This is a genomic window from Pseudomonas sp. ASL3 (genome assembly GCF_056680425.1).
On the sequence record NZ_CM155281.1, the window covers coordinates 1,492,752 to 1,505,957 of the forward strand.

A 13,206-nucleotide genomic window follows, 5' to 3' on the forward strand; every position below is an offset into this window, starting at 1 on the left:
AAGTATGGGTACAGCCGGTCGGCTCTCGCGCAGCAAGTCCGTGATTCAAGCACTCAATTGCCTTTGCCGAATAGGCAGAGTCACCCTGAATGTGGTGCCCACGCCGACTTCGCTGTTGACGGTAATATGGCCGCCGTGCTTTTTCACAATGCCGTAAGAGAGCGACAGGCCCAGCCCTGTGCCTTGGCCGACGGGCTTGGTGGTGAAGAAGGGGTCGAAGATTTTCTGCAAGGTGTCTTGCGCCATACCTGAGCCGGTGTCGGCCACTTCAAGCCAGATGTTCTCTGCTTCAGCCCTGCTGCGAAGCGTGATTTTGCCGCGCTGGGGGCCTATGGACTGGGCGGCGTTGACCACCAGGTTCATGATCACCTGATTGATCTGCGAGGGCAGGCATTCGATGTCGGGAAGGTCGGTGTATTCCTTGATGACGTCGGCTTTGTATTTGATTTCGTTGGCGACGATGTTCAGGGTCGAGTCGATCCCCTGTTGCAGGTTGGCCCATTGCCATTCCTGATTCGAGTCGACGCGGGAGAAGTCTTTGAGGTCTTTGACGATTTGCCCGACGCGGCTAATGCCTTCCTTGGACTCCTTGATCAGCAGCGGAATGTCTTCTCTCAGGAAGTCCAGTTCGACGCGCTCGCGCATGTTTTTCAGCTGCTCGAGAATGTCGGTCGAAGCGATGCCTTCTTCTGCGCTCTGGTAAGCGTTGAGCATGCTCTGCAGTTTGCTGAAGTAACCTTCAAGGGTGCCGAGGTTGGACGAGATAAAGCCGATGGGGTTGTTGATTTCATGGGCGACCCCGGCTGCCAGTTGCCCCAGGGACGCCAGCTTTTCGGATTGCACCAGCTGACTTTCCAGCTGTTTGCGTTCGTCGATTTCGCGCTGCAGGGCTTCGCTGGCCTGCTTGAATTCGAGGGTTCGTTGTTCGACCAAGTGCTCAAGCTGGCTCATCTGCACCGACGCGCGCTCGGTCATTTCCCATTTGGCGGTGAGGGTATTGGCCAGTTGATGGACTTCAATGTTGTCGAAGGGTTTCTTCAGAATCAGCAGCCGATCGTGGGCATGCAGCCGGTCCAGCAACTCTTCCCAGGAGTAATCGGAGTAAGCGGTGCAGACCACCACTTGCAGGCGCGGATCTTGTTCCCAGAGATGCTCGATGGTTTCGGCGCCATCCCAGCCCTGAGGCATGCGCATGTCGACAAATGCCAACGCATACGGGCGACTCTCCTCGAGCGATGTGCACACCTTGGCCAGACCTTCCTGCCCCCCGTAGGCCGAGTCGAGTTCGAACGGTGGGGCCTGGGCCTTGGTTGTGTGGCCGAACAACGCGGCCTCCATCAGATCGAGACCAGGGCTCACGTCCGTTTGCGGGAGCAGGATTTTGCGAAAGTCGTCATGAATGGCGGGCGTATCATCGATCAGCAGGATGCGGCGGTTCGATAAGCTTTTCATTGGCCACCCATCGCGATTTTCAACGGTAATTCAAGGGTGAAAATGGCGCCCTTACCCGGTCCGTCGCTGTGGGCGCTCAACTGTCCATTCATCTCGATCGCGGCCAGGGCGCAACTGTGAAGACCAAAGCCGTGGCCTTCTTTGCGGGTGGTAAAACCGTGGGCAAAAATGCGCGTCATGTTCTCGGGCGGGATGCCTTCACCTTCGTCTTTGACGCTAATCCGCAAGATCGCGTCGTCGATGAATTTCACCCCCAGGGTCATCTCCCTCGCACGGTCATCCATGTTGGACATGGCGTATTTGGCGTTGCTGATCAGGTTGATCAGAATCAGCAACAGCCGATGTTTGTCCGCCATGATGGAGGGCACATCGCTGAAATCCTTGACCACCGTGACCTGGTGGCGAGTCAATGCGCCGGAATTCATGCGCAGGGCATCTTCAAGCAAGTCGCTGATGTTCAGGGATTCGGCCAGGCTGGAGGCGCCGGCATAGGACTGTTGAGTGGCGACGATATCCTTGATGTGGTCGACGCTTTTGGTCAACTGCTCAAGCTCCTCGGTCATGCTCTGTTGTTCCGCGGTCAAGGCTTTGTCCAGTTGGATCAGGTAGCCCGGCAGTAGTTTGCCTTTCTCGTCGTGGGTGATGAAATCGCCGAGGTCCTGCGCATGCTCGTTGATCATTTGCACCGCCTTACTGAGTCCGATGGCCTTGCTGGCGCGCAGTTTGCGGGTGACCAGATCGGCAGAGATATTCACGCTGTTCAGTACATTGCCGACGTTATGCAGCACGTTGGTGGCAATTTCCGCCATCCCGGCCAGGCGGGCGGTATCGAGTAGCGCGCTCTGGGTGTCCTTGAGTTCGCGGGTGCGCTCTTCCACTCGCTGCTCGAGACTTTCGTTAGCGGCTTGAAGCGCTTTGTTGACACGGTTGATCTCGGTGTAGCTGCGCAGTAAACGAATGGCCATGTACAGCAGCAGGGCAACCAGCAGCGTCGATAAAATCAGCAGGTACTTGTGGTATTGCTGATCCAGTTCAACGGCCTTCTCTTGGTCTATATCGAGGAGGTCGGTGATGTTGTTCAGCGAGGCGGCTACCGGTACGGCGGAGATTTTCTCAAGCAATTGGTTGACCACTGGCTGTTCGCGCAGGATCAGGTTGATATGTTGGACGAGGAGGTCCACCGAGGACTGGAGCTCTACAGGCAAGCGTTGCTGGTCTATCGCCAGCCGGCCGAGGCCAACCAGGATGTCGGCGGCCTTGTCGTCGGTAGCCAGTTGAGCGAACTCCAGGCTGGAGAGCAGCAGATCGTCGACATTCGCCGTGACCGATTGCAGCATTTGTTGATCGCTGTCCTTGAGAGAGGCGAGCTGGTTGTCGATATCCTCTTCAGCCGTGGGCAGGAAGTCCAGGGAGTTGCGTAATACGGCGTTATGGGATTTGAACCGTTCGATCAGCCGGGTTTTTTCTTTGATCGCAGCCAGGTAGGCCTCGCGACCTTTTCGCCAGTTGACGGAGGTGTCGGACTCCTCGAACTGTGCCCACAGTTGGTTGATCTTGTTCAACGGCTCGACCAGTGGGTCGTAATTACGGTTTACACCAATTCTCGACTTCAGCACTTCCGCTTCCCAGCGCGCATCGAGTTGCCCGATCTGGCGAGTCAAGTTTTGGGACTGGAAGTAGTCAGACGGTTCATTGGCGCTCGCCTTGATATAGAGAAACACCAGGACCGAGATGAGCAGTACAGTCATTGCCGTCAGGAAGATCTGGCTGAGAATCCGCCGGGAAGCTTTCATAATGGCTTGCCTCCCAATTCACCCGTCAACGTCTTGAGAAATTGAATGATCAGGGATTTGTCCAGCGCCGACGGCGTGCGCCCCAGCTGATACTTGAACATCACATCGACTGCTTCATCGAGTGTCTTGGCCGAGGCATCATGGAAGTACGGCGCTGTGAGGGCGACATTGCGCAGGCTCGGTACCTTGAAGACGTTACGGTCCTCTTCATCCTTGGTCACCAGATAACGTCCCTGGTCGGCCTCGGTCGGGTTGCCCCGAGCGTTGAAGTAGTCACCCATCACGCCGAATTTCTGGAACATGTTGCCGCCGATATTGACACCTTGATGGCAGGCGATGCAGCCATATTGCTTGAAGCGCTGATAACCGTATTTTTCCTCGATGGTCAGGATGTCGGTATCGCCCTTGAGGTAGAGGTCGAAGCGCGAGTTGGGTGTGAGCAGGGTTCGCTCGTAGGTCGCCAGGGCATTCTGCACATTGGCCGCCGTGACGCCGTCCGGGTAGGCGGTGTTGAAGGCCGCGTGGTAACCAGGGTCGTTGGAAAGGGTGTCGACCACGGCTTTCCAGGTGTTGCCCAGCTCGATGGGGCTTTGGACGACCGCTTCGACCTGCGCCTCCAGGGAATCTGCCCGACCATTCCAGAACTGCTTGAAATTGAGGCTCGCATTGAGCACGGTCGGTGTATTGACGCCGACCATGGTGCCTTTAAGACCAATGGAAAGAGACTTGTCGTCGGCCCCGCCTTTTTCCAGGTGATGGCAACTGGCGCAGGACACGCTGTTATTGGCTGACAGGCGCGCATCGTTGAATAACTGACGGCCCAGTTCGACCTGCAAAGGGTTGTTTATCACGACATCCGGTAACGGTTTTAGCGGTTCGTCCAGTGGTGCGGCGCCGGCCAGAGTACAGACGCCGAGCAACAGCGTAAAAGTAGCGACCAATCCATGTAACTGCATCGATGATTCCTTGATTACATAGATCCTGATGACATTTATCCCGGGCATCAGATTCATCCGAAATACGCCCGCTGGCAAGCCATGCCCGATTTATTCCTGTTGCGCCGTTTCCAATCGTCCTCCACTCAATATCCTGGCGAATGCGCGTGGTTCTACCGGCCGGCTGAAGAAATAGCCCTGGCCCTCTTCGCAGTGGTGAGCCCTCAGAAAATCAAGCTGCTCCAGGGTTTCGATACCTTCGGCGATGATGTTCAACTTGAGGCTTTTGCCCAGACTGATGATGGCGCTGACCAACGCCGCATCATGGCTGTCGGTATTCAGGTCGCGGACAAATGACTGGTCGATTTTTAACACATCGATGGGAAAACGACGCAGATAGCTCAGGCTGGAGTAGCCGGTCCCGAAGTCATCGATGGCCAACCAGATGCCCATTTCCTTGATGGCCTGCAGGATCTGGATGGTCGAGTCGGCGTTTTGCATGAGAACGCCTTCGGTGATTTCCAACTCCAGCAGTTCAGGGTTCATTCCGGTTTCTTCGAGGACGGTGCGAATGCCGTCGAGAAAACCCTTCTGGCGAAACTCAGTGGCAGAAATGTTCACTGACATGCGAATCGGTGGCAGCCCGGCAGCTTGCCACGCGCAGGTCTGGCGGCAGGCCTCGCGCAATACCCATTTGCTCAGCGGGACGATCAGGCCGCTGTCTTCGGCAACAGGAATGAAGTCGGACGGGTAGACCCAGCCGTGCCCCGGCTTGAACCAACGGATCAGGGCTTCGGCGCCGACCACGTTGCCGGTTTCCAGGTTGAACTTGGGTTGGTAATGCAGGACAAACTCTTTGTGTTCCAGCGCCAGTCGAATGCCCAACTCGATGGAGTGGTGTTCGCGGGCACGCTGATTCAGGTTGTCGGCATAAAAACAGTAGTCATCCGGGCCGGTCAGCTTGACGTTGCGCATGGCGGTTTCGGCTTTCTTGATCAGGCTGATAGCCTCTTCGCCGTCGTTCGGGAAAATACTGATGCCCAGGCTCGCGGTCATACACAGGTCATGCCCGGCGATATAGCGCGGAGTTTTGAGGGCGGCCAACAGTTTCTCGGCAATGCCTTTGGTTTGTTGGGGGTGATGGACATCGGCCAGGATCAGGACGAATTCATCCGAGCCATAACGAAACACCGAATCGGACTGGCGCACGGTCTGGACCAGGCATTGCGCGACGAGTTTAAGCATTTCATCGCCGGCGGGATGGCCCAGCGCGTTATTGATGCGTTCGAATCGATCGAGGCCGATGAACATCACCGCCAGTTGCCTGTTGTGACGGCGGGACAGGGCAACGGCTTGAGTCAAACGGTCACCCAGCAGCGTGCTGTTGGGCAACTCCGTCAGCACGTCGTACTGCAGCAGGTGGGAGACTTTCAGCAACTCATGAACACGCTCGGCGATGGTTCGCTCCAGGCTGAGCATTTTCGCATCGGCATCCTGAGCCATCTGCCATTTGACCGTCAGTGCGCTGGCCATCTGGCGGATGGACAGGTGGTCGAACGGTTTTTTCAGAATGAGCAGTTGGTCGCCGAATTCCAGACGCTCGGTTATCTCCTCCCAGGAGTAATCGGAGTAGGCGGTGCACAGCGCAATTTGTAGCTGCGGGTCGGCTTTCCACAGCTGTTCGATGGTCTCCAGGCCATCCCAGCCGGGCGGCATGCGCATGTCTATGAACGCCAGCGCATAGGGCCGGCCCTCGACCAGCGCGCGTTTGACCAGCTCCAGGGCTTCTTGTCCTTGATAGGCAGAATCGAGCTCGAAGGTTTTCTGGGTGACCTGCACCGTGCCGAACAGCGCTTCCTCGGTCGAGGCCAAGGACTGCTCACTGTCCGGCTCCGGGCAGAGGATTTTGCGAAAGTCCTGATGGATCGATGGGGTGTCGTCGATGATCAGAATCCGCCGGTTACAGGCGGTGAGGGCTCTCTTCATCGCGGTGCCTCCGGTAGACGTTGCGATGGTTTGTCCGAGGTACGGGTTCTTTGCTCATTTTTTTCCGGTGCAATGCTGCCGGTCTGCAAGAGTTGGCCGGCATAAAGGCTGTTGACCGCTTTGCTGAAGTAGAAGCCCTGAGCGGCCATTGGCGAGCCGGTCGAGATCAATGAAGCGCGCTGCTCCTGGGTTTCCACACCTTCGGCGATGATGCCAATCCCCACTTCGCGAGCGAAGTTGATGATTGCCCGTAACGTCGTGGCGCTATCGGGGTCCTGGGTGGCATCGTTGATGAACGATTGGGCCAGCTTGAGGTGATTGACCCGATAGGTTTTGAGGTAGTCGAACGACGAGTATTCGGTGCCGAAATCGTCAATGGCGATCTTCACCCCCAATTCGCGCAACTGCGGCAGCACATCATTTTGCGTCCATTTGGTCTGCGCCAGAGTGGCTTCGGTAACGTCGAACTCCAGGTCTGAAGGCAGCAGCCCCCATTTGGTGGTGGTGTCGATCACATCGCGAATCAGCGCAGGACCGGTTTTGAGCTGGGCCAGGGAAAGGTTGACCGCGATCACGGGCGGGGCTATGCCCTCATCACGCCACAGACTCATCTGTTGGCAGGCCTGATTCAATACCCATTGGCCAAGGGCAACGATGGTCCCGGTTTTCTCCGCGGCGGGGATGAACACATCGGCCCCGAGCAAGCCGCGCTCTGGATGGTTCCAGCGCACCAGTGCTTCCATACCGAGGATTTTTCCGGAAGTCAGGTCGACTTCAGGCAGGTAATGCAACTCCAGTTCGTCCTGTTCGATGGCCTTTTTCAAGTCGTTGGCCAGGGCTGTGCGTTCGAGTACTTCTTGACCGATCTCTTCTGAATGGAAATGGTACTGGTTACGCCCCATTTCCTTCGAGCGATACAGGGCCATGTCCGCCTGCCCGAGCATTGCATCGGCACTGGTACTGCCCGGCGCGTAGGTACAGATACCAATGCTCACCGAGATCCGGATTTCATTGCCGTCGAGGTTGTAGGGGGGCAGCAACGCATTGCGAATGTTTGCCGCCAGCATCCCCGAGTTGGCCGGTTCGCCCATTTCCATTTGCAGCACCGCGAACTCATCGCCGCCCAGGCGCGCAACGATATCGTTGGCGCCGGCGCAGGTTTTGATGCGTCGGGACACTTCTTGCAGCAACAGGTCGCCCACCGGATGGCCGAGGGTGTCGTTGATCTGTTTGAAGTGATCGAGGTCCAGATAGAAAATCGCGAACGAGGCTGCACCGCGCTGAGCTGCGGCAAAGCTTTGATGCAGGCGCTCGATCATCGTCGCGCGGTTCGCCAGGCCCGTCAGCCCATCGGTGCGGGCGAGCAGGGCGATCTTTTCTTCGGCCAGCTTGCGTTCGGTGATGTCGATGATAATTCCTTCGACCTCAAGCAAGCGCCCTTCGTTATCGCGGACCGGGATGTAACGGTTTTCGACCCAGCGGTAGGCGCCGCTGCCCGTGCGCAATCGGAACTCGATGGACGCACCTAGAGCATCCTTGTCCAGGACTCGGGCCATGGCGTCGTCGACTTTCTCTTGGTCAGCCGGATGGATCAGTTCTTTGGACCAATTCACCGACCCCACCAGTTGTGCGGCTACGTGGCCGAACTTGGTGATGTTGTGGGAGATGTACATCAGCGGAAATGAGGGTTCGCCGCGCAAGCGATAAAGGATGGTGGGGCTGTTCTGAACGATGATGTTGGCGTCGGACAGCTCCCGGGTGCGTTCTTCGACCGCTTGTTCGAGCATGCTCATCTTCAAGGCGGCGTCTTCGGTCATCTGCCACTTCACGGTCAGAGCGCTGGCCATCTGACGAATTTCGATGGCGTCGAAGGGTTTTTTCAGGATCAGCAACCGGTCCCCGAGTTCGAGGCGCTCGGTCATGTCTTCCCAGGAATAATCGGAATACGCCGTGCAGAGCGCGACTTGCAGCTTGGGATCGACTTGCCAGAGCCGTTCGATGGTCTCCAGGCCATCCCAGCCGGGCGGCATGCGCATGTCGATAAAAGCCATGGCATAGGGGTGGCCCTGGGCCAGGGCCAACTCGACCTTGGCCAGGCCTTCCTGGCCCTGAAGCGCTGAGTCGAGTTCGAAAGGGTCCATAGCCACCGTGGGTGCCGAACCGAACAGGGCCTCTTCAGCAGAAGCCAAGGCATCTTCGGTGCAGGCGACCGAGCCGAGGATTTTTTTAAAATCTTCGTGGATCGAGGAGGTGTCGTCGATGATCAGAACACGACGATTCGCGCGCGAGGCCGGACTACTCATTCAGCTATTCCTGGCAGATCTGTGTTCAGATGAAAAGCATGCATACGGGTATCCCTTCCTGAAATGTCGACCACAGCGGCGTATACATTGGATCCAATGGCGGAGAGCATAGCTCTGGTTGAGGCATTTCGCTCGGAAACCGCGGTCAAGATGCCATCAGTTTGTTGAAAATGCTTCTACCCTTAGCCAAAATAGCGGCGGAGCAGGCTTTTTTATCATGCCGAGCCAGTAAATGACCCCTTGAGTGCTGATGTGAGGTAACGCTATGGATGAGCAATCCGCTTCTATTTCGGCAGATAAACCCTGCGTGCTACTGGTTGATGATGAAGAGTTCATCCTTAACAGCCTGCGACGCCTGCTGCGCAGTCAGCCGTATGACCTGTTTTTTGCCGAAAGCGGTGAAAAAGCCCTGGAATTGATGGCCCACCAGCGAATCGATCTGGTGATCACTGACGCCCGCATGCCGAATATGGATGGCGCGACCTTGTTGGCGGAAATTCACCAGCGTTATCCGAGCACTACGCGCATTCTGCTGACCGGCTATGCCGACCTGAACATGATCGTCAAAGCGATCAACGAGGGACAGATTTATCGTTACATCAGCAAACCCTGGAACGACGAGGAGCTGCTACTGACGTTGCGTCAGTCCCTCGCCCATCAGCATTCCGAACGAGAGCGGCAACGCCTGGAACTGCTGGCCCATGAACAGAACGAAGCCCTGCAGTCGCTCAATGCCACCTTGGAAAAGCGTGTCGCCGCGCGCATGTCCGAGTTGCAACAGACCGCCGACATGCTCGACCTGGCCTACGACGAACTCAAACACAGTTATGCCACCAGCACCGAAGTGTTCTCCCTGCTGGTCAACCAGCGGCTGCCCAAAAGCAAGCAGACTAACCGGCAGATCATCGATCTGGTTCGCACCTACTGCAAATCCCACCCCATGGACGAGGCGAGCAGCCGCGATCTGTCCATGGCGGCAGCGCTCTACAACATCGGCAAGCTGAGCTGGAGTGACAGCATGATGGGGGCTCCTGCCGACCTGCTGCACCATACGGATCGGGAGCGCTATCGCGGTTATCCGAAACAGAGCGAGTCGCTGTTGATGACGTTGGAGCCGATGCAGGATGCGGCCCGACTGATTCTTCACCATCAGGAACGCTGGGACGGCAGTGGCTTTCCCGACCGCCTCAAAGGCGAAGCGATTCCGTTTGGCTCGCGTCTGCTGAAACTGGCCGTGGACTTTATCGAGTTGCAGCGCGGGCTGATTCTCGAACGGCAAATGAACAGTGATGAAGCGCTGGTGTTTATCCGAAAATACGCCGGTCGCCTTTACGACCCAGAATTGGTGGAGGACTTCGTTAAGGTCTGCGCCGCCTACTTGAGCGATGTCACCCTGGGCGATCCTACAGTCAAGGTGGTCAGCACCCGCGAACTGCAGGCGGGAATGGTGCTGGCGCGCAACCTCAATGCCGACAATGGCATGCTTTTGCTCAATGCTGGCAAAATGCTTCACGCGGTATTGGTGGATAAGTTGATCGCCTTCGAAGCCATGGAAGGTGCGAAGTACAGCGTCTTCGTCAAGGTCCCGGAGGAATCGTCTGCCGACCTTTCCATGAAAGAGTCTGTGTCAGCCGCCCCGTGATCTTGCCAGCCAAGGCTGGCGCGTAGCGGCTGTGATTCGGCGACGGCCAGGTCGCCCGATCAACTCATCGCCGGCACGCAGCAGGTGTTCCATGTCGAGAATCCCTCACCGCAGGCTCCCCGTGTCGTGCTAGAGGGCTGAAATGCTTATCGAGCGGATTGCGCGACGACGAGGTCGACAAAGCTCCGGAGTTTTGGGGTCAAGCGCCTGTCGCCTGGAAATAGGATGTGTACAGGACGAGACGGCGCCTCGTAGTCTGGAAACAGGCGAACAAGACGGCCGGAATCCAGATCGGCCCGGAGCATGATTTCAGCGCCGAGAATGACCCCCAGTCCATCCTGCGCGGCTGACAGTTGTGCCCTGGCGTCGTTGACCTGGAATCGGTTATTGACCTGGACGCTGTGCGTGCGCCCACCTTGGGTAAACAACCACTCTTTGGCGGGCGGTCGCGCCCAGTAGGCAAAGCCCATGCATTCGTGATCAACCAGTTCGGCCGGTGAGGCGGGGATGCCGTGAGCGGCGAGGTAGTCCGGCGAGGCGCAGGCAATGAGACGGTAGGGTGCCAGGCTTCGGGACAAGAGTGTGGAGTCGGTTAGCGGGCCGATCCGAATAGCCGCTTCGTAACCTTCGTCGATGAGGTCCACAAGGCGATCGGTCAAGGACAAGTCGATCTGGACCTCGGGGTACGTTTTCAAATACCGGGTGATCAACGGCATGAGGCTGAAGGTCCCGAAGGTGACCGGTGCACTGATGCGAAGCCGGCCTCGGGGGCTCGATGTGAGGTCCTGGGCAACTGACTCGGCCGTATCGACTTCGGCCAGCACGATCTTGCAATGTTCGTAGAACTGTCGGCCGACTTCGGTAAGGCTTTGGCTGCGGGTGGTTCGATTGAGCAGTTTAGTACCCAGGCGTTGTTCCAGCGCACTCACATGCTTGCCGGCCATCTGCGAAGACATGCCCAGAGCCGCGCCCGCCGCGGCGAAAGACCCGTTATCGGCGGCTTTGACGAAGACGGCCATGCTTTGAAGACGATCCATTATTCAATACCCACAGTTTCGACAGACCCCACCGAACGCTAATTTATCGGACTATACGTTTCAAGTAGCATTGGTTTTCGGTTGTTTTTGGCCGAGCTGCGACACGGCTTGTTGCCGTGTCGAGCGAAATCCAGGCGCCCATGACTCGGCGTCGGTTATGAGAATCGGAGACTCGAAAAAATGACCATTGATAAAATGCGAATCGGGATCATCGGCGCCGGGTTTATCGGGCGTGCGTTGGGCAGTCTTGGGGTTAAACATGGTTTCGACGTGATGCTCAGCAATTCACGTGGTCCAGAGACGCTGACCAGCACCGTGATTTCAGTCGGTTGCAAAGTTGGCTCTGTGCAAGACGCAGCTAAATTTGGCGATATCGTTATCGTCGCCATCCCCTTCAGTCACTACCGGTCGATTCCCGCAGCGCTTCTCGACGGCAAGATCGTCCTGGACGCCAACAATTATTACCCGCAGCGCGACGGCAACTTTCCGCAACTGGACAACCATGCCACCACGACCAGCGAGCTGTTGGCTGATCACCTGACGGGCGCGAAAGTGGTCAAGGCGTTCAATGCGATATTGGAGCGCGACATAGAAAAGGACGCTCGCCAGGCCGGATCAGCGGAGCGACGGGCTCTGCCGATCGCGGGTGATGATGTTCAGGCGAAGCAGATCGTTATCGAACTTCACGACCGATTTGGCTTCGACACCGTTGATGCGGGTCCACTGTCCGAAGGCTGGCGTTTTGAACGTGCCCGCCCAGCCTATTGCGTGCCCCTCGACATCGCCAGTTTGAAACAGGTGCTGGCCGACACCGGTCCCAGGGCGGACTAGGGTCTTACGAAATGTCGCCCATCACCCCATCCGCCTGTTTCGCCTGCCCGCGAAACACTAACCAGACCACGCCAAAACCGATGCTGGCGACGGAGGTCATGATCGCCATCGGGTAGACGCTACCGTCGGACAGGTGGCCGGTGACGAAGCTGCACAGCGCGGTGATTGCCATTTGAATGAAGAAGAACAGCCCCGAGGCGGTGCCTGCGATGGCCGCGTAGGGTTGCAGCACCGCAAGTTGGCAGGCGGGAATGGCGATCCCCACCGAGAGCATGATCAGCAGCATCGGGCAGACGATCGACAGCAGCGCGTCCGGCCATACTCGGGTAGCCATGATCAGTAACGCCGAGCCGATGAGGTTCAAGGTAATCGCGTAGACGATCAAGGTGTCCGTATCGTTGCCGGCAGACAGGCGCCGGAACAGGTTGGAGCCGATCACATAGCCGGCCACCGTGGCGGCGAACACTTGGGCGTACTCCATCGACGAAAGGTGCATCGAGCGTTGCAGCAGCGACGAAGACTCGGCAATGAACGGGAAGTAGGTGCAGTAAACACAGCCGATGGCCAATGAGTACCTGAGGAAATAATTATCGCGCAGCAGTCTGGCGTAAATGCTCAGAACACTTTCCCGGGAGGTGCAGGGGCTTTGCGCGGGCCTGGTTTCCGGCAGCAGCAGACTGATCAGGATCAGCGCCAGGGCGGCGGTCACGGTCAGTGCAATAAACACCCCGCGCCAGCCGAACGCGGTTTCGATCACGCTGCCAATGATCGGCGCGACCATCGGCGAGATAGCCATGCCCATGGATATCCGGCTGAGCAGACGGGTCTGCTCATGCCTGTCGAAACGATCGCGGACCATGACCCGGCCGATCACCGTGCCGCAACAGCCGCCCAGTGCCTGAAACATTCTGGCGCCGATCAGTACTTCAGCGCTGGTCGCATTGGCGCACACCAGGGTTGCGACCAGGTACAGCGCGGTACCGCCGATCAGCACCGGGCGCCGCCCGAATCGGTCGCAGAGCGGGCCGCCAATCAGCATCGAGAAGGCGTACCCGACCATGTACAGGGTCAGCGTCAGCTGCATCTGCGCGTCCGTGGCATGCAGCGCATCGGCCATGGCCGGCAGCGACGGCAGGTACATATCGATGGTGATGCGGGGCAGACAGACCACGACCAGTAACAAGGTCGCCCAGATCCAGGGTGCGAGGGTATTTTTAACCGGCATTG

Annotated in this window: 9 protein-coding genes; 2 read left to right on the forward strand and 7 right to left on the reverse strand. The window is 57.6% G+C overall.

What is annotated here, in order from left to right:
- Nucleotides 1-45: 45 nt before the first annotated feature.
- The 5 genes from AC1MEE_RS06765 to AC1MEE_RS06785 form a co-directional block, all read right to left on the reverse strand.
- Nucleotides 46-1,452: an ATP-binding protein gene (locus AC1MEE_RS06765; RefSeq protein WP_480414544.1), complete on the reverse strand. Its 1,407-nt coding sequence runs from the start codon at nucleotides 1,450-1,452 to the stop codon at nucleotides 46-48.
- Entirely contained in the window at nucleotides 1,449-3,245 is a 1,797-nt protein-coding gene (locus AC1MEE_RS06770) for a DAHL domain-containing protein (RefSeq protein ID WP_480414545.1), read from the reverse strand. The genes AC1MEE_RS06765 and AC1MEE_RS06770 overlap by 4 nt, the downstream gene beginning before the upstream one ends.
- On the reverse strand, nucleotides 3,242-4,201 hold the full coding sequence (locus tag AC1MEE_RS06775; protein WP_480414547.1) for a cytochrome-c peroxidase: 960 nt from the start codon (nucleotides 4,199-4,201) through the stop codon (nucleotides 3,242-3,244). Before AC1MEE_RS06775 ends, AC1MEE_RS06770 begins: the two co-directional genes overlap by 4 nt.
- A gap of 90 nt (nucleotides 4,202-4,291) precedes the next feature.
- Entirely contained in the window at nucleotides 4,292-6,166 is a 1,875-nt protein-coding gene (locus AC1MEE_RS06780) for an EAL domain-containing protein (protein WP_480414548.1), read from the reverse strand.
- Complete coding sequence (locus AC1MEE_RS06785; protein WP_480414549.1) at nucleotides 6,163-8,469, reverse strand: GGDEF/EAL domain-containing response regulator; 2,307 nt, start codon at nucleotides 8,467-8,469, stop codon at nucleotides 6,163-6,165. The genes AC1MEE_RS06780 and AC1MEE_RS06785 overlap by 4 nt, the downstream gene beginning before the upstream one ends.
- Nucleotides 8,470-8,734: 265 nt before the next feature.
- On the opposite strand from AC1MEE_RS06785, the gene nosR reads away from it, so the two are divergent.
- A complete protein-coding gene (gene nosR / locus AC1MEE_RS06790; protein WP_480414551.1) occupies nucleotides 8,735-10,111 on the forward strand; it encodes a response regulator c-di-GMP phosphodiesterase, NosR family in 1,377 nt (458 codons plus the stop codon).
- A gap of 146 nt (nucleotides 10,112-10,257) precedes the next feature.
- Here nosR and AC1MEE_RS06795 read toward each other — a convergent pair whose 3' ends face one another.
- Nucleotides 10,258-11,148, reverse strand: a complete 891-nt coding sequence (locus AC1MEE_RS06795) for a LysR family transcriptional regulator (protein ID WP_480414552.1) — start codon at nucleotides 11,146-11,148, stop codon at nucleotides 10,258-10,260.
- A gap of 195 nt (nucleotides 11,149-11,343) precedes the next feature.
- Between AC1MEE_RS06795 and AC1MEE_RS06800 the strand changes: the two genes are divergently transcribed.
- Nucleotides 11,344-11,979: an NADPH-dependent F420 reductase gene (locus AC1MEE_RS06800; RefSeq protein ID WP_480416169.1), complete on the forward strand. Its 636-nt coding sequence runs from the start codon at nucleotides 11,344-11,346 to the stop codon at nucleotides 11,977-11,979.
- Between the two features lie 4 nt (nucleotides 11,980-11,983).
- Here the strand turns inward: AC1MEE_RS06800 and AC1MEE_RS06805 are convergent, their stop codons facing one another.
- On the reverse strand, nucleotides 11,984-13,204 hold the full coding sequence (locus AC1MEE_RS06805) for a multidrug effflux MFS transporter (protein ID WP_480414553.1): 1,221 nt from the start codon (nucleotides 13,202-13,204) through the stop codon (nucleotides 11,984-11,986).
- Nucleotides 13,205-13,206 lie beyond the last annotated feature (2 nt).